Annotated in this window: 27 protein-coding genes; 9 read left to right on the forward strand and 18 right to left on the reverse strand. The window is 69.2% G+C overall.

Annotated elements, in window-relative coordinates:
- Position 1: 1 nt before the first annotated feature.
- The 7 genes from ABTW65_RS26520 to ABTW65_RS26550 form a co-directional block, all read right to left on the reverse strand.
- Positions 2-358, reverse strand: a complete 357-nt coding sequence (locus ABTW65_RS26520) for an NADH-quinone oxidoreductase subunit A (RefSeq protein ID WP_008356428.1) — start codon at positions 356-358, stop codon at positions 2-4.
- Between the two features lie 208 nt (positions 359-566).
- Positions 567-1,286: a hypothetical protein gene (locus ABTW65_RS26525; protein ID WP_350665771.1), complete on the reverse strand. Its 720-nt coding sequence runs from the start codon at positions 1,284-1,286 to the stop codon at positions 567-569.
- Positions 1,287-1,826: 540 nt separating this feature from the next.
- Entirely contained in the window at positions 1,827-2,477 is a 651-nt protein-coding gene (locus ABTW65_RS26530) for an HD domain-containing protein (RefSeq protein ID WP_350665773.1), read from the reverse strand.
- 54 nt (positions 2,478-2,531) lie between these two features.
- Positions 2,532-3,647 (reverse strand): hypothetical protein, encoded by a 1,116-nt coding sequence (locus ABTW65_RS26535; RefSeq protein ID WP_350665775.1) that lies wholly within the window; start codon positions 3,645-3,647, stop codon positions 2,532-2,534.
- 75 nt (positions 3,648-3,722) lie between these two features.
- Entirely contained in the window at positions 3,723-4,403 is a 681-nt protein-coding gene (locus tag ABTW65_RS26540) for an ankyrin repeat domain-containing protein (RefSeq protein ID WP_350665777.1), read from the reverse strand.
- 19 nt (positions 4,404-4,422) lie between these two features.
- On the reverse strand, positions 4,423-5,112 hold the full coding sequence (locus tag ABTW65_RS26545; protein WP_350665779.1) for a demethylmenaquinone methyltransferase: 690 nt from the start codon (positions 5,110-5,112) through the stop codon (positions 4,423-4,425).
- A gap of 37 nt (positions 5,113-5,149) precedes the next feature.
- Entirely contained in the window at positions 5,150-5,731 is a 582-nt protein-coding gene (locus ABTW65_RS26550) for a hypothetical protein (RefSeq protein ID WP_350665781.1), read from the reverse strand.
- Positions 5,732-5,835: 104 nt separating this feature from the next.
- On the opposite strand from ABTW65_RS26550, the gene ABTW65_RS26555 reads away from it, so the two are divergent.
- Genes ABTW65_RS26555 through ABTW65_RS26570 form a run of 4 tightly spaced genes read left to right on the forward strand, consistent with a single transcriptional unit; the run spans position 5,836 to position 8,522 of the window.
- Positions 5,836-7,086, forward strand: a complete 1,251-nt coding sequence (locus ABTW65_RS26555; protein ID WP_350665783.1) for an isochorismate synthase — start codon at positions 5,836-5,838, stop codon at positions 7,084-7,086.
- 9 nt (positions 7,087-7,095) lie between these two features.
- Complete coding sequence (locus tag ABTW65_RS26560; RefSeq protein WP_350665785.1) at positions 7,096-7,587, forward strand: hypothetical protein; 492 nt, start codon at positions 7,096-7,098, stop codon at positions 7,585-7,587.
- 24 nt (positions 7,588-7,611) lie between these two features.
- Positions 7,612-8,244 (forward strand): MBL fold metallo-hydrolase, encoded by a 633-nt coding sequence (locus ABTW65_RS26565; protein ID WP_350665787.1) that lies wholly within the window; start codon positions 7,612-7,614, stop codon positions 8,242-8,244.
- Positions 8,244-8,522: a YciI family protein gene (locus tag ABTW65_RS26570; protein ID WP_350665789.1), complete on the forward strand. Its 279-nt coding sequence runs from the start codon at positions 8,244-8,246 to the stop codon at positions 8,520-8,522. Before ABTW65_RS26565 ends, ABTW65_RS26570 begins: the two co-directional genes overlap by 1 nt.
- A 25-nt stretch (positions 8,523-8,547) precedes the next feature.
- Here the strand turns inward: ABTW65_RS26570 and ABTW65_RS26575 are convergent, their stop codons facing one another.
- Positions 8,548-9,384 (reverse strand): GH25 family lysozyme, encoded by an 837-nt coding sequence (locus ABTW65_RS26575; RefSeq protein WP_350665791.1) that lies wholly within the window; start codon positions 9,382-9,384, stop codon positions 8,548-8,550.
- A gap of 193 nt (positions 9,385-9,577) precedes the next feature.
- On the opposite strand from ABTW65_RS26575, the gene ABTW65_RS26580 reads away from it, so the two are divergent.
- From ABTW65_RS26580 to ABTW65_RS26600, 5 genes are all read left to right on the forward strand, one after another.
- Complete coding sequence (locus tag ABTW65_RS26580) at positions 9,578-9,937, forward strand: ArsR/SmtB family transcription factor (RefSeq protein ID WP_350665793.1); 360 nt, start codon at positions 9,578-9,580, stop codon at positions 9,935-9,937.
- Positions 9,934-10,422 carry an SRPBCC family protein gene (locus tag ABTW65_RS26585; protein ID WP_350665795.1) on the forward strand — a complete coding sequence of 163 codons (489 nt, stop codon included), beginning with the start codon at positions 9,934-9,936 and terminating at the stop codon, positions 10,420-10,422. The genes ABTW65_RS26580 and ABTW65_RS26585 overlap by 4 nt, the downstream gene beginning before the upstream one ends.
- A 17-nt stretch (positions 10,423-10,439) precedes the next feature.
- On the forward strand, positions 10,440-10,988 hold the full coding sequence (locus ABTW65_RS26590; RefSeq protein ID WP_350665797.1) for a TIGR03086 family metal-binding protein: 549 nt from the start codon (positions 10,440-10,442) through the stop codon (positions 10,986-10,988).
- A gap of 172 nt (positions 10,989-11,160) precedes the next feature.
- Positions 11,161-11,847, forward strand: a complete 687-nt coding sequence (locus ABTW65_RS26595; RefSeq protein WP_350665799.1) for a DUF2975 domain-containing protein — start codon at positions 11,161-11,163, stop codon at positions 11,845-11,847.
- The gene (locus tag ABTW65_RS26600; RefSeq protein ID WP_350665801.1) at positions 11,844-12,062 is read left to right on the forward strand and encodes a helix-turn-helix domain-containing protein; all 219 of its coding nucleotides are present in this window, start codon (positions 11,844-11,846) and stop codon (positions 12,060-12,062) included. Before ABTW65_RS26595 ends, ABTW65_RS26600 begins: the two co-directional genes overlap by 4 nt.
- Before the next feature lies 1 nt (position 12,063).
- Here the strand turns inward: ABTW65_RS26600 and ABTW65_RS26605 are convergent, their stop codons facing one another.
- The 10 genes from ABTW65_RS26605 to ABTW65_RS26650 form a co-directional block, all read right to left on the reverse strand.
- Positions 12,064-12,408: a hypothetical protein gene (locus ABTW65_RS26605; protein WP_350665803.1), complete on the reverse strand. Its 345-nt coding sequence runs from the start codon at positions 12,406-12,408 to the stop codon at positions 12,064-12,066.
- Positions 12,409-12,443: 35 nt separating this feature from the next.
- On the reverse strand, positions 12,444-14,048 hold the full coding sequence (menD, locus tag ABTW65_RS26610) for a 2-succinyl-5-enolpyruvyl-6-hydroxy-3-cyclohexene-1-carboxylic-acid synthase (protein ID WP_350665805.1): 1,605 nt from the start codon (positions 14,046-14,048) through the stop codon (positions 12,444-12,446).
- Between the two features lie 11 nt (positions 14,049-14,059).
- Positions 14,060-15,028: an o-succinylbenzoate synthase gene (locus ABTW65_RS26615; RefSeq protein ID WP_350665807.1), complete on the reverse strand. Its 969-nt coding sequence runs from the start codon at positions 15,026-15,028 to the stop codon at positions 14,060-14,062.
- Complete coding sequence (locus ABTW65_RS26620) at positions 15,025-16,065, reverse strand: AMP-binding protein (protein WP_350665809.1); 1,041 nt, start codon at positions 16,063-16,065, stop codon at positions 15,025-15,027. Before ABTW65_RS26620 ends, ABTW65_RS26615 begins: the two co-directional genes overlap by 4 nt.
- A 146-nt stretch (positions 16,066-16,211) precedes the next feature.
- Complete coding sequence (locus ABTW65_RS26625) at positions 16,212-18,155, reverse strand: peptidoglycan DD-metalloendopeptidase family protein (protein ID WP_350665811.1); 1,944 nt, start codon at positions 18,153-18,155, stop codon at positions 16,212-16,214.
- Positions 18,156-18,158: 3 nt separating this feature from the next.
- Entirely contained in the window at positions 18,159-18,689 is a 531-nt protein-coding gene (locus ABTW65_RS26630; RefSeq protein ID WP_350665813.1) for a hypothetical protein, read from the reverse strand.
- Positions 18,689-20,818, reverse strand: a complete 2,130-nt coding sequence (locus ABTW65_RS26635; RefSeq protein ID WP_350665815.1) for a hypothetical protein — start codon at positions 20,816-20,818, stop codon at positions 18,689-18,691. The genes ABTW65_RS26630 and ABTW65_RS26635 overlap by 1 nt, the downstream gene beginning before the upstream one ends.
- Positions 20,818-23,541 carry an ATP-binding protein gene (locus ABTW65_RS26640; RefSeq protein ID WP_350665817.1) on the reverse strand — a complete coding sequence of 908 codons (2,724 nt, stop codon included), beginning with the start codon at positions 23,539-23,541 and terminating at the stop codon, positions 20,818-20,820. Before ABTW65_RS26640 ends, ABTW65_RS26635 begins: the two co-directional genes overlap by 1 nt.
- A complete protein-coding gene (locus tag ABTW65_RS26645) occupies positions 23,538-24,707 on the reverse strand; it encodes a hypothetical protein (RefSeq protein ID WP_350665819.1) in 1,170 nt (389 codons plus the stop codon). The genes ABTW65_RS26640 and ABTW65_RS26645 overlap by 4 nt, the downstream gene beginning before the upstream one ends.
- Positions 24,708-24,746: 39 nt before the next feature.
- On the reverse strand, positions 24,747-25,013 hold the full coding sequence (locus ABTW65_RS26650) for a hypothetical protein (protein ID WP_091043078.1): 267 nt from the start codon (positions 25,011-25,013) through the stop codon (positions 24,747-24,749).
- Between the last annotated feature and the right edge of the window lie 308 nt (positions 25,014-25,321).

A 25,321-nucleotide genomic window follows, 5' to 3' on the forward strand; every position in this document is an offset into this window, starting at 1 on the left:
GTCAGTCCCAGTCCAATCCGCCGCGGCGCCACACATAGGCGTACGCCACGAACACCGTCAGCAGGAACAGGCCCATCTCCGCGAGGCCGAACCATCCCATCGCGTCGAACCTGACGGCCCACGGGTAGAGAAAGATGATCTCGATGTCGAAGATGATGAAGAGCATCGCGGTGATGTAGTACTTCACCGGGAAGCGACCGCCCAGCGCCTGGGGCGTGGCCTCGATCCCGCACTCGTAGGGATCCGCCTTGGCCTGGTTGGCGCGGCTCGGTCCGACGACCGAGCTCATGATCACCGAACCGACCGCGAAGAGCGTCGCCAGTCCCGCCAACGCGAGCACCGGCACGTAGAGCTCCATCTCGCCTCCTACCCTGAGCGACCCACCCCTTCTTGAGACTTTGTGAATGGAATCACAATGTGGGCCAACTCACATCCTGCCACTCCTGCGGCGGATTGCAAGTGGGTTGCCGAAATGGCGCGCGGCACTTTCGCGCCATGGTGGAAATGCGCGCCGCATCCGGCGGCAAACGCCTGCAGAATCACGCCATGGCGGGGTTGTGGCGGGATCAGACTTCGGCGCTGACCGCCGGGGTCGGCGCGTCGAGGAAGGCTCGAGGGATCACGATGATCCGCTTGTCGACGTTGGTCTGTGTCGCCAGCCTTCCGTCGGGACCGACCTGCACCATCTCGTACGTCACGGTGTGCTTGGTCAGCCGGCGCAGTTTCAACCACCCCGGGGGCCAGGCAACGCTTCCCCACGGTCCCTGGATCTCGAGCCACTGGCCCATCGAGCCGACGACGCTGGCGCCGACGGGGTACATCCCGGACATCCGGCCCTCCCCGGAGAGCAGCCAGGTGAGGGGGTTGAGCGACACGATCACCAACCAGAGGGCCATCATCCGGTAGGAGCCACCGGCCAGCAAGAGCGGGATGTTGAGAACGAGCACGGTCGGGAGCAACCATCCCGTAATGCCGACCTGCGCCCGCAGCCACGCCCGGACAAGCCGCCACCGCAGTACACGATCGACGACGATCGGCTCCCTCAGCACCGGGGTTTCCGCCGACCCCCGGCCTGCCCTCGCTGCCAACTCGCGTCTGATCGCCGGCCCGATGAGCTGGGCCGGAAAGTCGACCGACCGCGCCACCTCATCAGGCCCGGCCGGAAGATACGCCGGTACGGCCAGCGTCTTCGGACCGTCCTGCCGACACCGCACGAGCACCGGCCCCGCCTCGATCTGCGTCAGCCGCGACCAGGGATAGAAGGCGAGTCGCCTGAGCGTACGCATGCCCAACCCGCTCTCCGTCGCCCATGCGACGAGAGTGGCTCCAACAGGAAACTCGCGCTCCACTCGGCGAGAGACTATCCACAGCGGCGTCGTCAGCGAGAACGCTAGAATGACGACTCCGACAGCGACCGTCATCCCGAGTTCGACGGCCCCGCTAACGAGTCCCGGACCAAGACTCGGATCATGGATGCCGAACAAGAGGGCACCGATCAGCAACACGGGCGGACCCAACGCCAGGACCCAGTAGGCCCAGCTTCGCAGCCGCATCCCCACCATGGCCGACTTGAGCCGCCGCTGATCGTCGATCGTGACGGTCCAGTGCGTCACGGATCCCGGCACCACATCCACGTCCACGAGCGGCTCCCTCAGCGTCCCCGCAGCCCAAAGTCGCCACAGCGTACTGGATACCCAGGAGGGAATATCCCCGTTTGCTGATCACCCAATGGGACCGCCGGGCCCCGGCCTGCCGAGTCGGCTCGTTATGACGAGCCGACTCGACCTGATCTCGCGTCAGGACGCGCCGACTCGGCGGGATTGGGCTCAGTCGGGGTCGGGGCGGATCCAGCCCTTGGCTAGACCCGCACGGACGATGGCGTCGGTAGCGGCACCGAGGGTGGTCGACGCGGCGACGACGCCGGCCTCACGTGCACGGACCGTGGACTCGGTGGCACCGGGCATGCCCCAGGTGCCGCCGCGGTTGAGCCAGTTGAGGAGCATCGGCTCGAGGCGGTCCATCGCCTTGCAGAAGCGCGCCTCGGGGGTCTGAGCAGCCTCGAACTCGTCCCACAGGGCGCGAATCTCACCGGCCTGATCCGGCGGCAGCATCGTGAAGAGCCGCTCGGCGGCAGCGATCTCGCGCTCGACCTGGTCGACGATCGCGGCGGGGTCGAAGACCGGGCTGTCCCCGGCGTAGATCTCGACCATGTCGTGGATGATCACGAGCTTGATCGCGTGCCCGACGTCGATCGGCTCGTCGGCGTACTCCGCCAGCAGCAGCACCATCAGCGCCAGGTGCCAGGAGTGCTCGGCGTCGTTCTCACGCCGGTCGGCCGCAGCCAACGGCGAGGCGCGCAGGATCGTCTTGAGCTTGTCGGCCTCGGCGATGAACTCCAGTTGAGCCCTCAGCCGGCCGCCGATCTCGTCCGGGAGCGGGTTCAGGTCGATGATCAAGTCTTCGCGAGCGTCAGGCATGCCTTGACCCTCTCATCCGTCGGCAACTGAACGCCCAGCCCACGCCAAACGCAGTCACTGGCCTGCGGGAACACCTTCCGACGCCGCAAGCTGTGTGCCGACCTGGCGGCATCCGAGCCGCCTCAAGACGTCATCAGGAACCAACGGCGCTGGAATGGTCTCGCGAGCCATCGACTGGACCGGGTTCGGATAGGTGAAGGCGGTTCCCCGAATCCGGGACTCCTGAAACATCCTCCACGGGATCACCTGTTCGTCCTGTGCAGTCAGCACCCGCATGCCCACGTCCTCGATCTGCAGCGATGCGCTGAATCCGACGGGGAAGAGAGTTCGGATCTGGCGACGCGATGTCCACCAGGACGCCCAGATGTTCCAGGCGAAGAGAGCCGGGAGTAGAAGGGTCGCCCACTCCATGTCATACCCGTCCAGGACCATCCCGACCGCAAAGACCGTCTGCCCCACTGCCCCGGCTGCGAGGAGAATCTGCACTGTCAGGATCTTCGGTTCGAGGATCAGCGCCAACCAGGCGCCGTGCGCCAGACTGCGTTGAGAGGCAGTCGTCACGAGCCACGTGCGTGGCGCCGTGACCGCGACACCGCGCGGAAACCCATCCTGCGTCCGTTCCGGCGTCTTGCCGACGACCGGAAGCCCGAGGCGTAGGAGCACTGTGTCAGCCAGGAGCTCGCGAGGCACCCATACGCTCGACGGCGGCATCAGCCCAGGCGGGGGTTGGTCGGGGCGTACGACCAACCGATCAGGAATGCCGAGCACATCGGCGTTGCTCCGCACGCTGCCGATCTGGTCCCAGCGCCAGGAGGTCTCCCCGAGAGCATGGGCAATCCGGAATCCGCGGTCATCCGTCTCGGAGAAGGCGACCTTGCCGACCGGATAGGCAGCGACGATCTGTTTGGCGATGGTCGGCCTGTGGGCGATCAGCCACATGACAGAAACCACGAGAGCAACCACCCCAAGCACGCACAGCCCGATCCGGTCCAGCCTGCCGATAATTCTGGAATCGTCGTTCAGCACCCACGGGACGACGAGGACCAACCAGAACCCGACGGCGATCAGGACGTGACGTACCAGCGTTCCTCGCGTCCAGAGCGAGACCCTTCTCGCCGCCCGAATGAGTTGCCGCTGACCCTCCCGGGTCACGGTCCATGAGTGCACCACGGACGGAGTGTGACCGACCATGGGCTGGCGTACAGCGAAAACCCGGAAACCCCGAGGGGTTTACCGAGGAACTGATCAGCGGCCGGGGAGGGCGGGGAGGGCGCGCTTGGAACGGCTCACGTAGGCCGATCCCTCCGGGCCGACGACGGCGTAGGAGTCGCCCATGCGGGAGTTGTACTCCAGGTGGGCACGGCCCCAGAACATGCCGATCCGGATGCCGCCGTACATCCCCGGGGCGGTGAACCAGGCCTCGTCGGGGCCGCCCTCCTCGGAGATGAGCCGTACGTCGAACGTACGCAGCTGGTGCTCGCCACGGAACTCGGCAGTCAGCTCGGCGAGCGTCGTGTTCACGTGCAGGTTGACGTTCTCGAGGTTGTCACCGAGCGGGGTGCCGGGGCGGAAGTAGGGGTCGAGCATGTCGAGCAGGTGGTCGTGACCGCGTCGCTTGGCGAGCTGGTAGGGCGTCTCACCGTGGGCGGTGGGCAGGGACCTGACCCCACCCAGCGTGAGCAGCTCCTGGACGGTCTCCCGCGGCGCACCGAGGTAGGCGGCGTGGTGGAGCGGCGTGAACATCGACTCGCCGCCAATCTTCCAGGTGTTGACGCCGACGGTGTAGTCGTTTCGCACCTGCGAGAGCGCGCGGCGCCAGTCGCCCTGTGCGGCCGCGTCGGTGAGTGAGTCCCTGGCCTTGACCGCTGCGGGTCCGTAGGCCTCGCGAGGCATCAAGATGCCGTCCCATGGCAACGTCGTGGTCATAGTTGAACTTTCGCAGAGATCAAGCGGTTGCGTGATGAAGTGCGACGATTCCACCCGAGAGGTTCGTCCAGGTCGGAGCCTGCCAACCCGCCGCGGAGAGCATGGCGGCGAGGCCTGCCTGATCGGGCCATGCCCGGATGGACTCGGCCAGGTAGACGTAGGCGTCCGGGGAGGACGATACCGCTCGTGCGACCGGTGGCAAGGCCCTCATCAGGTATTCCACGTAGACCGTCCGGAAGGGCTTCCAGGTCGGGTGCGAGAACTCGCAGACCACGATCCGGCCGCCGGGGCGGGTGACCCGGCGCAACTCGCGCAGGCCGGCCGCAGGGTCGACGATGTTGCGCAGGCCGAACGAGATCGTCACCGCGTCGAAGGTCGCGTCGCGGTAGGGCAGCTTGGTGCCATCGCCGGCCGTGAACGGCAGGTGGGGCTTCGCCTCCTTGCCGACCTGGAGCATCCCGATCGAGAAGTCGGTCGGGACCACCTCGGCGCCCGCGTCCAGGAACGGCTGGGACGAGGTGCCGGTGCCGGCGGCGAGGTCGAGCACGAGCTCGCCCGGCTTCGGGTCGACGGCCTTGATGACCTCGCGTCGCCAGCGTCGGTCCTGGCCGAGCGAGAGCACGTCGTTGGTCACGTCGTAGCGCTTGGCCACGGCGTCGAACATCCGACGAACCTCGCCGGGCTGCTTGTCCAGATCTGCTCGGGTCACGGGCTGATTCTGTCTCGGTCTGCGTCCGGGACCGAACTCAGGCGAGCTTCTCGAAGATCTCGTCGGCGTACTTCGCCGCGTCCTTCTTCGATGCAGCGGTCGCCTGGACGGTCAGGTCGTTGGACGCGTGCGAGCAGGTCGCCTGGGTCTGACCGGTCTGCTGGTCGGCACTGGAGTAGCAGACGTTGTCTCCCACCTTGGAGACCTCGCCACCGCCGTAGTAGGCGCTGCCGTCACCGGCGAAGGCACGGACCATCACGGACTTCTTCATGTCCTTGGTGATGTAGGTGCGCGAGGCCATCGAGAACCCGAGCGCGTCGGACACGTTGCGGTCCTCGGTCTTCGAGCTGGCCGCGTTCTGCTTGATGAACAGGTCCAGCTGCTCCTCGGACGCGCCCTGCTTCTTGATCACGTCGAGATCGTAGGAGGACTTCTTGTCCGCCGGCTTGTAGCCGCCCGACAGAGTCTCCGGGAGCGTGATCTTCGCACTCGAGTGGGACTCGGAGTCGCCAACCCACCGTGGCAGGCCTACGCCCAGCACGACGAAGAGGGCCAAGGCGATGATGCCGAGGGTGATGCCGTTCTCTGCGATGAACGACTGCTCTTTGTTGGTACTCACGCAAGCGCACGCTACAACCCACATGGTGATGAATGGCAACTGGGGCGGATGCCATACATCACTTCGACTCGTCCTCGCCGACACCACGCCGATACCCTGGGGGTGTGGATGAGTCTGAGCAGCGTTCCCTGGTAGCCACCACCGTGGCACTCGATGCCGGGTCGGAGACGCTCGACGACCTGCTCGCGCTGCTGCCCGCCCGCAGGCGCGTTCTGTCCTGGGTCCGCCACGGCGAAGGCCTGGTCGGTTGGGGCACCGCCGCCGAGATCCGTACGTCCGGACCGGAGCGGTTCGCGCACGCGGCGAAGTGGTTCGAGGAGCTGGCCGCGGTCTCGACGGTCTCTGACCCCGTGGGCGAGCCCGGCACCGGCCTGGTCGGCTTCGGTTCCTTCGCCTTCGCGGACCTGCCGGGATTCTCCGTGCTCAAGGTGCCCGCGGTCGTCGTCGGGAAGCGCGGCGACGTCGCCTGGGTGACCACCGTCGGCCCGGCCGCCGCACCCCCTCCTCCACTGACTCCGATGCCCGAGCCGGAGGCGCCGCGCGACGTCGTCTTCGCCGATGCGTACGTCGACGGCGAGCACTGGATGCGGATCGTCGCCGACGCCGTCGCCCGGCTCCAGGACGGAGACCTCGACAAGGTCGTCCTCGCCCGCGACCTGCTGGCCGCGGCCAGCGCCCCGATCGACATCCGCGCCGTGCTGCGGCGGCTGGCCGCTGCGTACCCGACCTGCTGGACGTTCCACGTCGACGACCTCTTCGGCGCGACCCCCGAGCTCCTCGTACGTCGCGAGCGCGGCCTGGTCACCTCCCGCGTGCTCGCGGGCACGATCTGGCCCACCGGCGAGGAGAACCTCGACCACGCCCTCGCCGCATCGCTGGCCGAGTCCTCGAAGAACCTCGAGGAGCACGAGTACGCCGCCAGGTCGGTCGCCGACGCACTGGAGCCGCACTGCTCCTCGATGAACGTGCCCGACGCGCCGTTCGTGCTCAAGCTCCCCAACGTGATGCACCTGGCCACCGACATCACCGGTGTCGCCAGCGACGGGGTCAGCTCGCTCGATCTGGCCGCTGCCCTGCACCCCTCGGCTGCCGTCGGCGGCACCCCGCGCGAGGACGCCGTCGAGCTCATCTCCGAGATCGAGTCGATGGAGCGTGCCCGCTACGCCGGCCCGGTCGGCTGGATGGACGCCACCGGCGATGGCGAGTGGGGCATCGCGCTACGTACGGCTGAGATGATCGACGACCGCACCGCCCGCCTCTTCGCCGGCTGCGGCATCGTGGCGAGCTCCGACCCGGCGACCGAGCTGGCCGAGACCCAGGCCAAGTTCGTCCCCATTCGGGACGCATTGTCTTAACCTCCGTTCATGGACAACTCGGACGGCCTCATCCGCTCAGCCCTGCGCGAGGGAGAGGAGACCGCCGACCGGCTGGCACGTACGCAGCTGCTCGTGGTTCCGGTCCTGATCGTCGCGATGATCTCGGTGCCGGCGTACCGGATCGTCCACGACGACAGCGAGGACGGCGACAGCTACGGCTTCTGGTCGGCGATCGCGTGGTTGGGCGACCGTCCCGACGATGCCCCGGGCGCCTACAAGCTGCTGGTCATCGCCGCGGTGCTGACGATCCTCTACGCCGTGGCGGCCGCGGCGATGGGCCTCTACCTCGCTTACTCCCGGAGCAACCATCCCGCCGTCGAGACGAGCATCGCGATCGTCTCGGGGGCGCTGCCGAGCGCCATCGCCATGATCGGCGTGATCGCGCTGCCCGAGGACTCCGCGGTGCAGATGGGCTGGGGCGTACTCCTTCCTGCTTTCCTCGGCCTGTGGCTCGCCAACATGGTCCGCTCCGACGTCTAGTCCACGCGCGATAGATTCGGCGGCATGAGGATCACGAAGTTCGGCCATTCCTGTGTCCGGATCGAGCACGATGGGGCGGTGGTGGTCGTCGACCCGGGCGTGTTCGCCGAGCCCGAGGCGTTGGACGGCGCGACGGCGGTGCTGATCACCCACGAGCACCCCGACCACTACAACCCGGCGCTCCTGGAGGGCAGCGACGCCCCGATCTACACCATCGGCGCGGTCGCCGCGCAGATCCAGAAGGGCGCTCCCGCGGTGCACGAGCGGACCACGGTGGTGGAGCCGGGCCAGTCGTTCGACGCCGGGCTCCCGGTCACCGCGATCAACGAGAAGCACGCGGTCATCCACGCCGACATGCCCCACTTCGACAACTCGGGCTACCTGATCCAGGCCGGCGACACCAAGATCTTCCACCCGGGCGACGCGCTCGACGGTCCCGGCCAGGCCGTGGACGTACTCTTCCTGCCGGTCTCCGCGCCGTGGGCTCGCTCGGCCGAGCTGATCGACTTCGCCCGCTCCGTCGGCGCCTCCAAGACCGTCGCGATCCACGACCGGGTCTACTCCGAGTTCGGCTCCGGGGTCTTCGACACCCAGGCCGGCAACCTGATCCCGGCCGAGCGCGGCTACGTACGTCTCGCGGACGGGGCTGACCTCTGATGGCCCTCGTCGCGGTTCTGTACGCCTACAACGACCTCCCCGACGTACGCGCCGAGCACCTCGGCGCCCACCGGGAGTTCCTGGCGAGCCAGCCCAACCTGCTGCTCTCCGGCCCCACCTCCGACGGCTCCGGCCTGCTCGTCTTCGAGGGCGAGGTCGCCGCGGTCGAGAAGGCCCTGGACGACGACCCGTTCCTCGCAGTCGGGCTGATCGCGGAGCGTCGGGTCTTCGAGTGGACCCCGGGCCTCGGCTCCTGGAAGACCCAGCTGGGTCTGTGAGGGCCGGGGGTCCACCCCGGAAGGATCAGCCGCGCGCGAGCGCCTGCAGGCGGTCGTACGCCCCGTTGAAGGTGTTCTGGTCCAACGGTGACGAGGTGTACTGCCAGAAGGTGTAGTAGCCCCAGCCGGCGGGCAGGGTGCCCGGCGAGCTGGCGTAGCGCGCGATCCACAGCGGGTGGGCGGCGGCGAACTGCGAGGTGTTGCCGGTGCAGGTCGTCCACCAGTCGGTGGTCGTGTAGATGACCGCGTCGCGGCCGGTGCGGGCGCGGTAGCGGTCCAGGAACGCCGCGATCCACGAGCGCATCGAGGCCTGGGAGAGGCCGTAGCAGGTGCCGCCGCTGTAGGGGTTGTACTCGATGTCGAGCACCCCGGGAAGGGTCTTCCCGTCGGCCGACCAGCCGCCGCCGTTGTTGACGAAGTAGTCGGCCTGCGCCGCGCCGCCCGAGTCGGACGGGTTGGCGAAGTGGTAGGCGCCGCGGATGAAGCCCTGGTTGTAGGAGCCGTTGTACTGCTGCGGGAAGTAGGTGCTGTTGCGGTAGTAGGTGCCCTCGGTCGCCTTGATGTAGGCGAACCGCTTCCCCTGTCCCCACCAGTAGGCCCAGTCGACGTTGCCCTGGTGGCCGGAGACGTCGATGCCGGACACCGACGCCTGCGCGGTGATCGGGGTGTCGTTGGCGGTGCCGCCCGTGGCCTTCGAGCCGGGCGTCGACCAGCCGACGTACGCGCCGTGCTCCGCCGTGACGCCGTGGGACCTCGCATTCTGGGTGAGACGGCGGTCGTCCTTCTCGGCGGCGCCGGCGGACTGGGTCGGGGAGAGGGAGATGGCAAGGAGGAGACCGGCTGCTACAGCGGTCGCTCTCATGGATCTACGGCGCGAAGGACTCATGGGGGCTAGGCCTTTCCCGAGGAGGAGACTTGCACTGGGAAAACATGGTGCCGCAACCGATGTCCCCCGGGGAATGTTTTCTGGTAAGCAAGTTACTCAACCTGATGGTTGACAAACTCAGACGCGGCAGCCTAGCCTCATTGTCAACCGAATGGTTGAGGAGTACGAGATGAGCGAGGACAGACTCTCCCGAGTCTTTGCGGCACTGGCGGACCCGACCCGGCGCGACCTGGTCGCCCGGCTCTCGTCCGCGGACGCGACGGTCGGCGAGCTGGCGGCACCCTATGACGTCAGCCTCCAGGCGGTCTCCAAGCACCTGAAGGTGCTCGAAGATGCCGGCCTGGTGAGCCGGGAGTCGCGCCGCGCGCCCGTACGTCTCGAAGCGGAGGTGTTCGACCTCATGACCAAGTGGATCGAGAGATATCAGCAGCAGGCCGAGGAGCGCTACCAGCGCTTGGACGCACTCCTCGCCGAGATGCAGGACAGCACTCCATCACGACAATCATCACGAGCAGAGGACGCATCATGACCACCACGAAGCACGAGACCACGATCGAGGCCTCCAAGGAGACCCCGACGATCACCATCGTCCGCGAGTTCGACGCTCCCCCGGAGCTCGTCTTCCGCGCCCACGCCGAGAAGGAGCTGTACGCCAAGTGGCTCGGCCCGCGCGACATCGACATGAACATCACCGAGTGGGACTTCCGCACCGGCGGCTCCTGGGCCTACTCCGCCGAACGCGACGGTGACGAGTTCACCCAGTTCTTCGGCAGCTTCCATGAGGTGCGCGAGAACGAGCGCATCGTCCAGACCTTCACCTGGCGCGGCGCACCCGACGGGGCCTCGCTGGAGTTCCTCACGCTCGAGCCGCTCCCCGGCGGACGCACCCGGCTGACCGGCCTCAGCGTCGTAGAGTCCTTCGAGACCCAGGCCGCGATCATGGCCAGCGGTATGGAGAAGGGCGTCCTCGAGGGTTACGAGCAGCTCGACGAGCTCCTCGCGGAGCTCTCGTGAACGCCCCCGGTCTGAGCATGAGCGAGCAGCACGCGTACGACGCGGCACGGTTCGCCGAGGTCGTCGGCTCCGCCGCCGCCGAGGACTGGGCTCGCCCCAGCCCGGTGGCGGCATGGACCGCCCTCGACGTCGTCACCCACCTGATCGAGTGGCCACGCGACTTCCTTCGCGGGTCGGCCGGCCTGGAGCTGGCGCCGATAGACATCGCCGCGGACCCGGTCGCCGCCTGGAAGACGCACACCGCCGACATCCAGGGGCTCTTCGACGACCCCGCCGGCCGGATGATCTCCAACCCGCACATGGGCGACAAGCCGCTCGACGTGGCGCTGTCCGAGATCTACACGCCCGACATCTGGATGCACTCCTGGGACCTGTCCCGCGCCCTCGGGCGCGACTATGACCTAGGCGCCGAGCGTGCTGCGGCGATGCTCGCCGGCGCTGCGGCCATGGAGGACGCGATGCGCGCCTCCGGCCAGTTCGGTCCCAGGGTCGAAGTCCCGGCCGACGCCACCCCGCAGGAGCAGCTCCTAGGCTTCATCGGCCGAGACCCCTACTGGCAGGCCTGAGGTCCCCGATCTCCCCACAGCAACGGAGATTTCCCCACGCCGGCTGAGGCGCCCCACGTTCCGGAGCAGTGGGAATCTCCGCCAACGTGGGGAAATCTTCCGATTACGGGGCAGCCCGACGGGTCGCGCCTTATCGTTTATCGACAACATCGAAAAACAATAAGGAGCCAACGTGTCGCACCCCACACGTGATCCGAGACCCGCCCGAGAACGCGATCCGCTCGCGCCGCTGAGCACCCTGGTCGACCTGATCTTCGCGCTGATCGTCGCGTTCGCCCTGTTCTGCGTGGTGATCACGGTCCTTCATCTGTTCGGGAAGGCCGAGAACGCCGGGGTGCTCCGGTTCTCCGACCATGTCTGTGTCGAGGCCGACTCGTTCATGACAGGCTCGGAGGGCGATGCAACCGGTGAGCCCCTCGCCAAGCCAGGCTCGAGCGTTCAGTCGTCGGGAACGATGTTCTGCACCACTCATCCGAGCTGGGCGATGCAGTGGGCTGCATCGATCGGGCCAATCCTCGGCCTGATACTCCTGGGTGGAGGGTGCCTGTTCGCTCGCCGGGCCATCCAGGTCGCCCGCCGGGACGGCATCTTCACCGCAGAACCGGCCCGGATGCTGCGCGCCCTTGGATGGTTTCTGATCGGGATGGCGATCATCGGCCCGATCGGCACCGACATCGGCAACGGGATCTTCATCGCTTCTGCCGCTGCGCCCACGCTCGACCTGACGTGGACCTTGGAAGTCGCCAGCATCGGCGGCCCGGACTGGGCGCCGCTCGTCCTGGGAATCTGTGCCCTGACCTTCAGTCGCGTGATGCACCGAGGAGTGTCATTGCAGGAGGAGGTGGCTCTCACCGTATGACCGACGACCATCGCGTCAGGGTGCACCTCGGCACTCTTCTCGACGAACGCGGCATGACGCTCACCGAGTTCGCCGACCGTATCGGAATCACACTCGCCAACGCGTCCATCCTCAAGAACGGCCGTGCGCGCGCGATCCGCTTCTCGACGCTCACCGCCATCTGCGACGTACTCGATTGTCAGCCCGGTGACATTCTTCAGGTCGACGAACGCTGATTCACGACAGCGTCAGCGTCCCGACGCCGGAGGTGTAGTGGGTGGCGTACGTCAGCTGCACCGGCTCCGCGCCGGGCGCCAGCAGAACGGTGGCGGCCTGCTGGAGGGAGTTGCCCTCGACGTGAACGCTGACGTGGCAGGCCCGCTCGGCCGGGATCTCGAAGGACACGGTGCCCCAGTAGACGACGTACTGGCGGCCGTCGATGCTCGCGATCGGCGGCAGCTTGCCGGGGTTGTTCGCCAGCATCTTGTTTCCGCTGGTCAGGTGGAGCACCAGGATGCGCTTCGCGCCGGTGTAGTACTCGACGTAGGGCACGACGCCCGGCCACTGTGGCTGTTCGGTCACGGGCACACTGTGCCACGGCCGACCGGGGCGGCGGCTCAGGATCGAGCGAGGGCGCGGATGGCCAGGTCGAGCTCCCGGCGGCCGTCTCGGGAGACCACTGCCTCGACGACCTCGATGCCGCCGTTCGGGGAGGCGAGGGCGGCCTCGAGCTCGGGCACGTTGGTGACCGCGAGGTGCGGGATGCGGTGGGCCGCGCAGAGCGCCTCGAGCGAGGTCCCGTGCGGGGTGCCGAAGAGGCGCTCGAAGCTGTCGGCGTAGTCGTCGGCGCCCTGCTCGAGGGAGGCGAAGATAGAGCCGCCGTCGTCGTTGGCGACGACGATGGTGAGGTCCGGACGGACCTCCTCGGGACCGAGCAGGAGGCCGCCCGCATCGTGCAGGAAGGTCACGTCGCCCATCAGCGCGAGCGCGCGCGTCGACGAATCGCGGCCGGCGGCGGCGCCGATCGCGGTGGAGACGATGCCGTCGATGCCGGCCAGGCCGCGGTTGGCCAGCACCTTCCGTCGCCCGCCGACGCGGTTGGGCCGCATCATCAGGTCCAGGTCGCGTACGGGATTGGAGGGGCCGAGCATCAGCAGCCCACCGTCGGGCAGGGCGCGGGCGACACAGCCGGCGACGTCGTACGCCGTCATCTCCTGCTGCTCGTGGAGCAGCCGGTCCACGCGTCGACCGAGGTCGCGGTCGGCCTCGCGCCACTCCTCCAGCCACAACGGATCCGGTTCGCCCTCGACGTGGAGCCGGGTGCGGATCGTGCGGTCGACCCGGAACGGACGCGCGGGCCAGACACCCTCGACCGGGGCCGCGATGACCTCGATGTCAGCGCGGGCGAGGAGGTTGGCGACCGGCCGGGAGAGGGTCGGGTGGCCGTAGACGACGACGCGCTCGATCCGTTCGGCGAGCGGTGACTCGAGCAGCAGTCGGTAGGAGCGCAGGGCGTTGTCGCCGGTGCGCGCACCCGAGGAGGGCTCGGCGAGCAGCGGCCAGCCGCCGTCCTGCGCGAGGACCCGGGAGGGCGGGCCGGCGTCGTCACCGGCGACGACGACCGTGTGCGGCGTCCCGGCGCCTGTCGAGATCGACTCGTGGATCAGCAGCTCCGGACGTGCCGGGGCCGGGCGGGCCTCGATCTTTCCCGGCTGCCAGCGGTCGGGCGGGGTCAGCGGGTCGTCGAGCTGGAGATTCCAGTGGACGGGGCCGCGTGCGGAGTCGAGGGCGGCGATGTCGTTCTCGTCGGGCGCCCCGGCCAGGTCGAGGGTCTCCACGAGCCGGCCGAAGATGCCGACCTGGTCGGTGACCTGGTTGGCGCCGGTCTCGCGGAGCCGCGCCGGCCGGTCGGCCGTGACTATGGCCAGCGGCACCCCTGCGTGAGCGGACTCGAGCACCGACGGGTGCAGGTTGGCGACCGCGGTGCCGGACGTGCACATCACCGCGGCGCGCGAGCCGACCTTGGTCAGGCCGAGTGCGAAGAAGCCGGCGGAGCGCTCGTCGATCCGGGTGTGGAGGCGTACGAGCCCCGCTCGCGACGCGTCGAGGACGGCGAACGACAGCGGCGCGTTGCGTGATCCGGGCGCGATGACGATGTCGGTGACCCGCGCCTCGAGGAGCGCGGTGACGACCGCCCGGGCAAGCTCAGTTGCGGTGGCCATGCGTGCTCCCGTCATCGGAGGGTCTCCCGGTAGGCGAGGACATCGGCCAGGCGCCGGCGCCAGAACTCCGTACGTTCCGGATCGGCCCCCAGCGCCGGGTCGGCGAGCAGGCGCTCGGGCACGGGCGAGGCCGGGAGCACCGGCAGGAACCCACCGGAGGGAAGCAGCCGGGTGGCGGCGATGTCGTCGGTGAGCATCGAGACCGTGCCGAGCCCACAGGCGTAGGGCAGCTCCGGCAGCGCGGCCGCGAGCGCGATCCCCGCGGCCATCCCGACCGAGGTCTCCAGCGCCGAGGAGACCACGCAGGGCAGCCCGATGTCCTCGGCGATCCGCAGACAGGCGCGTACGCCGCCCAGCGGCTGCACCTTCAGCACCGCCACGTCGGCGGCCTCGAGGTCGCGTACGCGATAGGGGTCCGCGGCCCGCCGGATCGACTCGTCCGCGGCGATCAGGACCTCGACCTTGCGGCGTACGTCGGCGAGCTCCTCGACCGTGGGGCAGGGCTGCTCGACGTACTCGAGCCCGCCGGCGGCTCGGTCGAGGACCCCGATCGCGGCGAGCGCCTCATCGACCGTCCAGAGCCCGTTGACGTCGATCCGCACCTTGCCGGCCGGGCCGAGGGCGTCCCGGACCGCCTCGACGCGGGCGATGTCGTCGGCCAGGCTCTGGCCCGGGTCGGCGACCTTGACCTTGGCGGTCGTGCAGCCGGAGCGGGTCACGATCTCGTGGGCACGCTCCGGACCGACCGCCGGCACTGTCGCGTTGACGGGCACGGTCTCGCGCACGGGCGTCGGCCAGTCCCCCGCGGCCGCCTCCTCGGCGCAGCGCAGCCAGGGCTCGATCTCGGGGGTGTCGTAGTCGAGGAATGGCGACCACTCGCCCCACCCGCCTGCGCCCGCGAAGACGACGCCCTCGCGCTCGGTGATCCCACGGAAGCGGGTCGTCATCGGAAGGGCGAAGACGTGCGGATGGTCGGTCATCGGGGCTCCGCCTCGTTGGTCGTGGCCAGCGCGAGCAGGGCCTGCCGGTCAGGCTTTCCGTTGCCGAGGAGCGGGATCTCGTCGAGCGCGACGAGCTGTCGTGGCGCCCAGGAGCGGGGGTGCTCCGCAGCGACCCAGTCGCGGGCGTCAGCGGCGTCGATGTCGCCGACGACGAAGGCGACCAACCGCTGGCCCCACTCCTCGTCGGGGACGCCGAGGGCCTCCGCGGCCTCGACCGCGGGGTGTTCGCGGAGCCTTCTGGCGACGAGCGCCGCCGGCACCTTCACGCCGCCGGTGATGACCATGTCGTCGACCCGACCGAGGATCCGGAGCCGGCCGTCCTCGTCCAGGGTGCCTGCGTCGGAGGTGAGGAACCAGCCGTCCACCAGGGCGTTCGCGGTCTGCTCGGGGTCGTCCTGATAGCCGTCGAAGAGCGTCGGGCCGCTGATCCGTACCCGGCCGTCGGTGCCGATCGCAATCCCGACCCCGTCCAGCGGCATCGCGTCGTAGACGCACCCGCCACAGGTCTCGGCGGAGCCATAGGTGGCGACGACGTTGACCCCGGCGTTCTCGGCGCTGGTGCGCAGCGACGGGTCGATCGGGCCGCCACCAAGCAGCAGCGTGTGGAACCCGGCCAGCGCGGCGAGGTCGTCCCCGCCCGACTCGATGATCCGGTGCAGCTGGGTCGGCACCATCGAGACGAACCGAGGCCCGTCGTTCATCGTCCCCGCTGCCTCGGCGAAGGAACCGTGGGCGGCGGCGATCACCGGCTCGAACCCCGCAAGCAGCGAGCGGGCGATCACGTTGGCCCCGGCGACGTACGACTCCGGCAGCGTCAGCAGCCACTGCCCGCTCGCCCCGACCCGTCGCGCCGACGCCGCTGCCGACGCCTTCACGGCCTCCCGCGAGAGCATCACCCGCTTGGGCTTGCCCGTGGACCCCGAGGTCTCGACGACCCAGTGCTCCGGCCCGCCTCCGGCGAGCCACTCCGCCATCGCGGCGACGGTGCTCTCAGCCCGTTCCACCGCGTCGTTCATGAGGTCAACGCTATCCCCTGCGGTAGGTGGGATCGCGCGGCGGGCCGGTGGGGTCCGCGCGGTGTAACACGCTGTTCGTAGGACTATCCGGTCGTTCCAATAGGGCGAGTAGTCCTACGAACGACGTGTTACACGTGGCGCAGGCGCTACTGGCCGCGGATGTTGAAGTCGCCCACCAGGCCGTGGTGGTCGGACTCCAGCTTGAAGGTCGCGTGGCGGGTGGAGGTGGCGGTGGAGCTCGAGCCGAGGAGCCAGTCGATGGTGCCGCCGCCGTCGTGGGTGGCCCAGCCCTGCGGGGGCGCGCCGAGGGTCTCGAAGGAGGAGGTCATCCCGGCCTTGGTCATCAACGGCTTCGGACCCCACGGGTCCCCGTTGCCGCCGTTGCGCGGGTAGGGCGAGTTGAGGTCGCCGGCGACGAGGACCGGGCCGTACTTCTGCAGTCCCTGCGCCAGCCCCGCCAGCTTCGCGAAGCCGCGCTGGGCCTCGTCCTGGCGCGCCTGCGGGCTGTTGGCGGGCGAGGTCATGGTGTGGGTCGAGATCACCGAGATGCGCCCGGAGCCGTCGCTGCTGGCGAGGACCACCCAGGTGGCGTACCTGTTGTCGTTCTTGACGCCGGTGACCGGCTGGGTGAGCTGGACGGTGCCCTTGTCGACCGCGACCCAGCGGTCGGTGCGCCACATGACGACCGGACTGAGGGCCTGGCTGCGGGTGCCGTACTCGCCCGCCGAGGCGCGGTAGGTGCCGTAGCCACGCACCGAGAGGTCGGAGACCGAACGTGACTGGGCCTCGTTCAACGAGACGAAGTCGGGCCCGTGCTTCATGACCTTGGCCAGGTCGGAGCGGTATCTCGAGCGGGACAGGGAGACCTTGATGTTGGCCTGCGCCAGGCGCACCTGCGGGCCGGAGACGGCGGCCGGGGAGGCGCCGGGCTGGCCCGCGCCGGGCAGCGCGCCGACCTGCTTGGTCCCCTCGAGGGTCTTGCCGATGTTCTTGTCCAGCCAGGCCGCGGGGTCGACCTGGTCCTGCAGGTAGCCGCCGCCGTGCGGGTGCACCTCGAAGTGGAGGTGGCAGCCGGTCGAGTTGCCCTCGCTGCCGACCTGCCCGATGACCTGCCCGGCCTTCACCGTCTGACCTGCGGCCACCGAGAGCGACTGCATGTGGCCGTACCACGTGGTCAGGTTGCCGGGCGCCGTCTGCACCTTCACCAGCCAGCGTCCCGACCAGCCCCAGCTGCCGCCCGACTCGATCACGATGGTGCCGCCGTGGGCCGCCTGCACGGGCGTGCCGCACGGCGAGGAGTAGTCGTTGCCGGTGTGCATGTTGGCCCAGTTGGAGCCGGAGTTGCCGTAGTTGTCGTTGTCCGTCGCGAGGCCGGCCTGGATGGGACGTACGACGCTGGTGCTGATCCCAGCCATGCCGATCGTGCACGACACGTCGGTCGCGGTGGCCGACAGATCGGCGGCCGAGACCCCGTCGGCGAGGGCGGCGACGAGCGCCCGCGCCTCGTCCTCGTGCTGGGCGTACGCCAGTGGGAACGCCGATCGCTGCACTGCCTGCGCCGCCGCGGTGACCTGCATCTTCCGCCAGCCCGAAATGTCCAGGAGACCGGTGTTGCCGGTGTGGGCGGCCACGCCGTAGAACGCCTGGGCGGACTTGACCGGGTTCATGATGTCGGCGACCGAACCCCACCCGGAGACCGGGCGCTGCTGGAAGAGGCCGACCGAGTCGCGGTCGCCGTAGTCGAGGTTGCGCAGGGTGCTCTCCTGCATCGCGGTGGCGAGCGCGATCACCCACCCGTAGGCAGGTACGCCGGACTGCTTGCCGACCGCCACGATGGTCCGGGCGTTCTGGATCTGCTCGGTGTTGAACCCGGCGATGCTGCCCTCGGGGATCTCACCGTCCGGCCCCAGGTTGCCCGCCTGGACCGCGTTGGTGCCGCCGACACAGCCGGACTCGGCTTGGTCCTGGGTGCTCTGCTCGGTGCTCGCCAGACCACCGATGAGGATCACCAAGGCACCCGTGACCACCAGGACGAGCGTGGCCGCTCCGGCCACGATCCCCCAGATCAGACGCGCCTTGAAGATCCACATCGCCTATCCCCCTGGAAGAATGTTCGCGACGTACCAGACGTTGTCGACCAGCGTCAGGTAGACGATGACCTTGGGACCGTCGGTGGTGACCTCGACGCGTGCCTCTCCGTCGGTCTGCTCGAGCACCTTCGCGGCGCCGACCACCTTGGTCGCCGGCACGGTCGCGGGGTCGGTGGTGCCCAGAGCCTGGGCCAGCGACTCGTCGGGGCGGGCGGCGTTGATCCCGGCCCACCATTCGTCGGTGGTCAGGTCGGGACGTGCCCAGGCGGCGACGAACTTGACCGCCAGAGGAGTCGGGTCCGGGACGGGCGCCGGCGAGCCGGACGCGGAGGCGCTCTGCTGTGCCGACGCGGAACCCCGCTCGGGCTGAGCGGCCGGCTCGGCGTCGGGAGCGTCGCTCCACTGGGCGATGAGCCAGATGACGAAGACGATGCCGACAACCACCGAGAAGAACCGGAACGGCGACCTCATGGGCCACCTCAGCACCGGCGCGATGACCTCCCACAGCACACCACGCGTCGTTGTCGACCGCACTACCGGGCTCCTCCTTCAGACCAGCTCGGACCGTTGTCGACGGGCACCGAGCGGTTCCCGTTCGGTGAGTAGATGACGAAGACCGCATTGCCGTCCGCGTCGTAGTCGACGTTGGCCTCCGCCACCGGAGACTGTCGCGGCTCCGGCTCGCGGTCGGCGTAGGAGCCGGCGGTGTAGTCGACCGGGCTCGGCGCCTCGGGGCGGTCGTTGTTGTAGACCTGCCCGGCGGCGAACCCTGGGCGCGCCTCGTCGCGGGAGGGCGGCTCGTCGCGCTCGACGGAGCGCGAGTCGAACCACTGTCCGGCCACTCGCTCACCCTCCTCGCCGCTCATCGAGGACCCCAGGGCGTACGTCGGTGTGCTGCTCGCGCTCGCCCCGGCGCCCAGCGCTCCGGCGGCCGTCACCGGCCCCTGGTTGGGCACCTGCTCGGCGGTCATCGTCGGTCGACTGCCGGTCAGCTCGTGGCCGGGCATGTAGACGCCGCCGGGGCTCGAGACCGATCCGGTGCCCGCCGGGCCACCGCCCGGGACGGGCGGGCGGTCGGCGGCCGCGTCGCGGACCCCGGCCTCGGCACCCGTCCGGGTGCCGACGTACGAGGAAAGCATCGAAGTGAGCCGGCCCATGCCAGGCAGTGGGATGCCGTAGGCGGCGGGTCGGGTCAGGCGCCAGGCCAGCACGGTCAGCACCGCGATCAGCCCCAGCTTCAGCACGAACCACATCGTCGAGGTCAAGATCGCCGAGTCCAGCCGCAGCAGCAACAACGCGACCAGGAAGTAGATCGGGCCCATCACCAACGGGCCCACCACCCGCTTCAGCATCGCCACCGCAGCGTCGCGGGTGTGGTCCAGCATGAACAACACCCCCGCGGCGGGCGCGAACGGCACGATCAACCGGATCAACGCGAACGACAACAGGATCGCCAACCCGGCCACCAGCAGGAATCCACACACCACCACGACCACGACCAGGTTCACCAGCGCCGTGGTCGCCCGCTGGGACCAGTGCTCACCCTTGAAGTACTCATAGGCGACCGGATCGGACTTCTTGACCGCCTCGGCATGTTCCTTGAACGCGTCCTGCTTGGCCTCGAGGACCTTCTTGCCCTCGCCGTTGGGGTCCTTGCGGTAGGTGTCGTACTCCTGCCAGGAGAAGTGCGTCGACCGGAACACCCGCGGCCCGTACGTCTTCGCGGTGGCCGAGTCCGGATCACCGAACGCCCCGGCCAGCCAGGTGCGGTACTGCGTCGAGCGCACCACCTCGTCCATCTGGCCGTCCACGGCCTTGACCGCGTCGGTCTCACCGAACTTGTCGTCGTTGACGCCGGGCACCGTACGGCCGTCGTTGAACCCGGTCGCGATCATCCCCGTCGCCGACCGGACCCCGTCATCGACCAGCTTGGTCGACTCCACCGGGTACTGGATCAGCCACGAGGTCACCACCAGCACACCCAGCGCCCAGCCCGCCGCCGTGACCGCTCGCGCGAACCGGCCATCACGCGCCCGGATCATCACCGTCGCCGCCACCAGCAGCAGCACCACGCTCACCCACGGCGCCCACACCCCATTGGTCACCGCCTCCGAGGCCGCCACGATCGGGTCGTCCAACGCCTTGAGGAAGGAGTTCTCCCCGATCACCGCGTTCAACAACGCGTGCGACCAGTTCGGCAGGATCCCCGAGATCTCCAGCATGATGTTGCCGATCGAGGTCCCCGCCCCCGCGATGAACTGCCCCGTGCATCCGTTGTCATAGGTCCACCACTGCGGCGTGGTCCCGTAGGCCGACTCCAGCGAGACCTCGTCCTTGTTGCGGAACGGGTCCAGCTCGTCGTTGATCTCCTCCGGGTCGTTCAGCTCCGTACCCGCCTTCGACGCCGCCCCCAACGCCGTCATCCGCACGATGAAACTGCCGTCCCCATAGGGAGAGGCCGGCATCGGCGCATCCAGGTTGTTGCACGCATCGCTCACACCCGAGAGCCCACCCGTCGGATCGAACGGGATCGGAATGTCGATCCCCTTCGGCCCCGCAGCCGCCGCCGGTCCGGCGACGGACAGCAGAGCAACCACGAGTACGACCAGGGCAGCCGCCCTACGGCGCAGGGCTGTCCTGTGGTGAGCGGGGCGCGCCGGCATCAGCCGATCCCATCCCCGGAAAGCTCGGTCTTGGGAAGGTCGGTCGGCTCGCCGCCGATGGCTCGGCTGACGCGGCGGGTGGGGTCGGCGGTGGTGTTGAGCGCCTCCTGCAGACCCGGGTGGTGGTTGAGGGTGACCTTGATGATCTCCATGCCGCCGTGACCGGTGTCGCCACCGAGGCCGTCGCGGTAGATGAACTCGCGGTAGCCGAGCTGCTCGTCGCCGCGCCTGGTGCGCGGTGAGAGCCGCGCCAGGATCGACTCGTAGCCGAGACCCTCGGGCTTGCCGAGCAGCTTGAGCGCGTCACGCTGGGCGGACTCGTCCTGCGTACGTCCCACGAAGGCCGCCCCGACGAAGTTGTTGATGTCGGAGCCCAGGATCGCGGAGGCGTTCTGGGTGGAGACCAGCGCGGCACAGTTGTTCTTGCGGGAGTCGCTGGAGAGCTTGTGGACGAGGGCGCGACCCGTGCCGCCGGAGGCCTGGGTGATCTCGTGGGCCTCGTCGAGCGCGAACAGCTTTCGATCGTTGGGGTCGCTGCGGTAGATCAGGTGCAGCGCGGACCAGGCGGCGAGGGTCATGATCGGGCGCGCCATCTGCTCCTCGGCGCTCCACTCCTCGCGCGGCACGTGCTCGGGCGGGGTGGTGAGTCCCTTGAGGTTGTAGAAGGTGAACGGCGTGCCCTTCAGCTCCTCGTCGGACTGGAGGAAGTCGTTCCCGAAGAAGAGGCGGCCGAGCTCGCGCTCACGGGCGGCGGCGAGCTCGCGGCCGATCTCGTGGTCACCGCCGTCGCCCTCGAAGAGCATCTTCACGATCGTCGAGGTGTCGGCGCCGCGGTCGGCCTGCGCCTCCATGACGCGGGCGCGGATGCGCTTGAGCACCTCCTCGTTGTTGGCCAGTCCGACCGGGAGGCAGGCACGGAGCACCGAGACGGTCAGGTCGCGGCGCTGCTGTACGGCGGCCGACCGCTCCCGGTGAAGCCGCTCGGCGAACTCGTGGTCCGACATCGCCTCGGCGCGGATCAGCTCCGGGTTGGGGTCGGGGACTACGGCGTACGGCGAAAGGGACCCTGGGCGACCGCCGAGGACGTCCACGCTGCGGGCGCGGGCGGGGACCTGTCGGCCGTTGAAGACGCCGCCGCCGATCTCGGGGAGCGTCATCAGCCGCTGCAGCCGGCCTGCCGGGTCCATGGCGACGCCGTGGATGCCGGACAGGATCGACATGTAGATGACGACGCCCATCAGGGTCGACTTTCCGGAACCGGGCGTGCCGACGAGCGGGATCAGGCCAGCCTGCTCCATGACCTCGGTGAGGTACCACGGGTCCATCAGCACGGCCCGGGACGCCATCGCAGAGGTCTCACCCAGGTAGAAGCCGCGCTTGTCGCCGACCTCCGCGGTGACCGCCGGGAGCCCGGCGGCGACCTTGAGGACCGGGAACTTCCGCGCGTGCGCAGTCGAGGCGAGCGGCTCGCCCGGGACGAACTCGCGAGCCAGGTGGTACTGGCCCAGCTGGCGGGTGATCTTGATCTGCGGCCGGTAGAGGTCGACGACCTTCTGCGCCTTGTCGAGCGCCTCTGCCTCGGTGCGGCCGGTGACGGCGATCCGGTACCAGCCCCTGGTGCGGGTGGACAGGCCCGTGAACTCCGAGCGCATCTCGTCCTCGACGTCGGCGGCTCGGCCGGCCTGGCGGGAGAGCTGCTTGGGAGGCCGCTTGCCGTGGTCCTCGGACCAGTGGCTGACCTGGCCGTCGATGCGGCGGGTCAGGGACGCCATCTCGCGGGAGACGTCCTCCGGCGAGCGGGGCTCGACCCGGAAGGACCACTCCACCGGGAAGCCGAGCGCGTCGGTCTTCGCCATCCACGGCGCGTGGGTCTCCGGGACCTCGATGTCGCCGATCCGGGAGACCGTCAGCACACACACGTGGCTGGTCTCCTGGCGGCCGCCGATGCTGCTGGTGACCTGCACGGTCGGTGCCAGCGGCTCGGCCGACCAGGCGACCGACTCGAACCACTCGGCCATGTCGTCGGTGTCGAGGAAGTTCTGCTGGGCCTCACCCGGCTCGGGCACGGGGATCTTGGCGCCCAGGGAGAGCGAACGGGCGATCATCCACTCCATGTCGTGACCGAGCGCCGGGCGCGCGGAGAAGCCCGGACGCGACATCACCCGGTTGACCGTGTCGAGGCGCTCGCTGATCGCGGCCATCTCGCGCTCGGCCGCGCTCGCGGAGAACTTCGCCAGAGTCCGCACCGTGGCATCACGCCGGCCGAGGTCGACGCCGTAGTAGACGAGCTTGTCGGCCTGGCTGTGGGCGGCCATGTGGGCCTGGTTGCGCGCCATCATCTCCTCGAACCCGGGCTGCGGGTCGGGAGCGTTGGCGAACGCGGCGTGCGCCCAGTGACGTACGGGATAGGGGCGGGTGGTGACCCGGCCGTGGATCGTGTTGCCGACCAGGTCGGCCAGCTGGCTCGCCTGGTCGGTGATCAGGGCCTCGAGGTCGGAGTGGGCGCGGAACGACCAGGTCTGCGGCTCGGCGAGGTACCAGGCGATGATGCGGTCGCTGGTGAAGGTCAGGTGACCGCGCACCTCCTCCAGCGCCCAGTTGTCGCCTCTGGGCTCACGGGCGCCCTTCGAGTCGTCGCCGCCCCGGCCGAAGACGCTCTTGCGTCCCGGCTTGGGCTTCTCGAAGCCAGGCCCGTAGGCCCGCTCCGCTCGCGGCCGCCTCATGCGGTTCCTCCGTCGTTGGGTGCGTCGTCGCCGTTGAGGCGCTTGCGGTAGTCGTCCACACTCTGCGGACGCTGGTCAGGCATCCCCTGCTCGTCCTGATTGTCCCTGGGACGCGTACCTCCCGAGGGCGCATCGTCGAAGTCGTCCCATCCTTCGGCGTCGTCCCATTCGTCGACGTCGTCGAACGTCGGCTCCGGCGCGATCACCACCGCCGGCCTGACCGCGTGCGAGAGCGGCTGCCGAGCGGGCTTGGGCGCGGGCTGCTCCGGGGCGGGCTTCGGTGCGGCCTGCGGGGCGGGCTGCTGGACCTCCGGGGCCGACGAGGGCGGAGGCGGAGGAGGCGGAGGGGGTGGCGAAGTTGGCCGGGCCTGCTGGGCTTTCGGCGGAGGCGGCGGTGCAGCGGCGGCGGTCTCGGCGGCCGGAGCCGGGGGCGCAGGCGGAGCTGGCTGCTCCGGCTCCTGCCGGGCCTGCCAGGGCGCCCCGCCCTTCCAGGGAACGTCGCGGGGCTCACGCGGCGAGGAGGACGGCCGGCTGGACCAGCCACCCTTCGCCGGACGTACGCCAGTGGCGTGCTGCTGCCTCGCAGGCTGGGCCTCGGGCTGGACCGAGAGGTGGGCCGGGAGCGGCTCCTCGACGACCTTCGCCTCGATCACGGGCCGCACGGGGGCGGCCTTGCCGCGCACCGGCTGGCTCGGGGCGCTCGGGGTCGAGGTGACGACCGTCGCCTGCAGCATCCTCGGCGAGGGGGTTGCACCCGGCTGCTGCGCGAACCTCCGGCCGGGTCGCCGCATGGCCTTCGCCCAGCCGCCCCGGGGGCTCGTGGCGTGCCGGAAGGCGACAGCCGCGCCGCCTGCGTACTGGGCGCTGGTCTCCACGCGCGGCGTGGTCAGCTCGTGCCAGAAGGTCATCAGCCAGGCACCGGCCGAGCTCTCCGAGCTGATGTAGTCGGAGGCCTTCATCGAGAGGTAGGAGGCGCCGATCAGCCACAGCCCCATGCTGAGCAGCGTCACCGGCATGCCGAGCTTGCGCAGCAGCACAAGCGTCAATGGTGCGATCACCAGAAAGAGGAAGATGGTGCGATAACGCATCTCCCCGATGTAGCGACGAGGGGGACCGAGATAGGTCTGGTCGACCTCGTACAGCTCGTCGTCGTCAGGCAGCCTCATCCCCGAGATCCCTCCCTGGGTTAGCTAACGGGACCGAGTTCACCCCTTGAAGAGACCAGCCATCCACTGACCCAGGTCCGTGGCGTTGTTACCCACGGCCAGGCCGAGGACGCCGAGACCGATGATCAGGCCACCCACGATCGTGACGGCCTTGGAGATGTTGCCGCTGCGGGCAGCCCACAGGACCGTGACGCCCAAGATCAGGACGACGAGCGTGATGATGTTGTCGGTGATCCACTCGGCCAGGCCGCCGGTGCCATACTCGGCGGCTTGAGTCGTACTTTGAATCAGCTGGTGCGGTGCCATTGTTCTGCTCCCTTTCCCGAGGTGAGGTGTGATTGCCAGATACGTCCGGAAGTATTCGGTTGTCCCGCCCGGCGCAGCCCCATGCGGCACCGGTGGGTGGGGGCGCCTTGCCCCTCCCGCGGGCTGACGCAAACTCCCGGGCATCGGCATTCTGGACAAACGCCACCGCCATGTGAGACGAGCGTAGTCGCCAGACCGCCGTAGCGCACCTCGTTCCACCTGACGACACGTGTCATACCGCGCGCGTAGGCGCGCACGTTGGGCTCGCCTCACCAGCCGTCATGCCGCACACTGGACCGCGGGGCGCG

Origin of the sequence: Nocardioides sp. NPDC127503, assembly GCF_040302165.1 — a bacterium.
Taxonomy (GTDB): Bacteria; Actinomycetota; Actinomycetes; order Propionibacteriales; family Nocardioidaceae; genus Nocardioides.

Excerpts from the sequence above, each read along its gene's own strand:
- ABTW65_RS26520 (WP_008356428.1), bottom strand. The coding sequence starts at position 358 with ATGGAGCTCTACGTGCCGGTGCTCGCGTTGGCGGGACTGGCGACGCTC.
- ABTW65_RS26525 (WP_350665771.1), bottom strand. The coding sequence starts at position 1,286 with ATGCGTACGCTCAGGCGACTCGCCTTCTATCCCTGGTCGCGGCTGACG.
- ABTW65_RS26530 (WP_350665773.1), bottom strand. The coding sequence starts at position 2,477 with ATGCCTGACGCTCGCGAAGACTTGATCATCGACCTGAACCCGCTCCCG.
- ABTW65_RS26540 (WP_350665777.1), bottom strand. The coding sequence starts at position 4,403 with ATGACCACGACGTTGCCATGGGACGGCATCTTGATGCCTCGCGAGGCC.
- ABTW65_RS26560 (WP_350665785.1), top strand. The coding sequence starts at position 7,096 with ATGGACAACTCGGACGGCCTCATCCGCTCAGCCCTGCGCGAGGGAGAG.
- ABTW65_RS26565 (WP_350665787.1), top strand. The coding sequence starts at position 7,612 with ATGAGGATCACGAAGTTCGGCCATTCCTGTGTCCGGATCGAGCACGAT.
- ABTW65_RS26570 (WP_350665789.1), top strand. The coding sequence starts at position 8,244 with ATGGCCCTCGTCGCGGTTCTGTACGCCTACAACGACCTCCCCGACGTA.
- ABTW65_RS26575 (WP_350665791.1), bottom strand. The coding sequence starts at position 9,384 with ATGAGAGCGACCGCTGTAGCAGCCGGTCTCCTCCTTGCCATCTCCCTC.
- ABTW65_RS26580 (WP_350665793.1), top strand. The coding sequence starts at position 9,578 with ATGAGCGAGGACAGACTCTCCCGAGTCTTTGCGGCACTGGCGGACCCG.
- ABTW65_RS26585 (WP_350665795.1), top strand. The coding sequence starts at position 9,934 with ATGACCACCACGAAGCACGAGACCACGATCGAGGCCTCCAAGGAGACC.
- ABTW65_RS26590 (WP_350665797.1), top strand. The coding sequence starts at position 10,440 with ATGAGCGAGCAGCACGCGTACGACGCGGCACGGTTCGCCGAGGTCGTC.
- ABTW65_RS26600 (WP_350665801.1), top strand. The coding sequence starts at position 11,844 with ATGACCGACGACCATCGCGTCAGGGTGCACCTCGGCACTCTTCTCGAC.
- menD (WP_350665805.1), bottom strand. The coding sequence starts at position 14,048 with ATGGCCACCGCAACTGAGCTTGCCCGGGCGGTCGTCACCGCGCTCCTC.
- ABTW65_RS26615 (WP_350665807.1), bottom strand. The coding sequence starts at position 15,028 with ATGACCGACCATCCGCACGTCTTCGCCCTTCCGATGACGACCCGCTTC.
- ABTW65_RS26620 (WP_350665809.1), bottom strand. The coding sequence starts at position 16,065 with ATGAACGACGCGGTGGAACGGGCTGAGAGCACCGTCGCCGCGATGGCG.
- ABTW65_RS26625 (WP_350665811.1), bottom strand. The coding sequence starts at position 18,155 with ATGTGGATCTTCAAGGCGCGTCTGATCTGGGGGATCGTGGCCGGAGCG.
- ABTW65_RS26635 (WP_350665815.1), bottom strand. The coding sequence starts at position 20,818 with ATGCCGGCGCGCCCCGCTCACCACAGGACAGCCCTGCGCCGTAGGGCG.
- ABTW65_RS26640 (WP_350665817.1), bottom strand. The coding sequence starts at position 23,541 with ATGAGGCGGCCGCGAGCGGAGCGGGCCTACGGGCCTGGCTTCGAGAAG.
- ABTW65_RS26645 (WP_350665819.1), bottom strand. The coding sequence starts at position 24,707 with ATGAGGCTGCCTGACGACGACGAGCTGTACGAGGTCGACCAGACCTAT.
- ABTW65_RS26650 (WP_091043078.1), bottom strand. The coding sequence starts at position 25,013 with ATGGCACCGCACCAGCTGATTCAAAGTACGACTCAAGCCGCCGAGTAT.